The organism is Bacteriovorax sp. DB6_IX (assembly GCF_000447775.1).
GTDB lineage: Bacteria > Bdellovibrionota > Bacteriovoracia > Bacteriovoracales > Bacteriovoracaceae > Halobacteriovorax_A.
On sequence record NZ_AUNJ01000173.1, the window covers coordinates 1 to 218 of the forward strand.

Genomic DNA, 218 nt, shown 5'->3' on the forward strand with positions numbered 1-218 from the left:
GCCTCTCTTTCGATGACTTCACCATAAAAGTTAAAATTTGCTCGAGGTTTAACTCTCATTCCCTTTGCAGTAGAGACATATTCAACACCAAAATAATGCGGAACTTGCCCTCTTAAATTTAAAGATGCTGTTTCAGATGCTTCAGTATAAGAAATCGCTGCGGTACAGAGAAAGAGGAAGAGTGAGAATATTAAAGCAAAACTGGCGACTTTCATGTT

The 218-nt window shown here is 38.1% G+C and carries 1 protein-coding gene; it reads right to left on the reverse strand.

Annotation, left to right across the window (positions count from 1 at the left end):
• On the reverse strand, positions 1 to 218 hold a 218-nt coding region (locus M901_RS05050; protein ID WP_157679846.1), incomplete at both ends, for a hypothetical protein.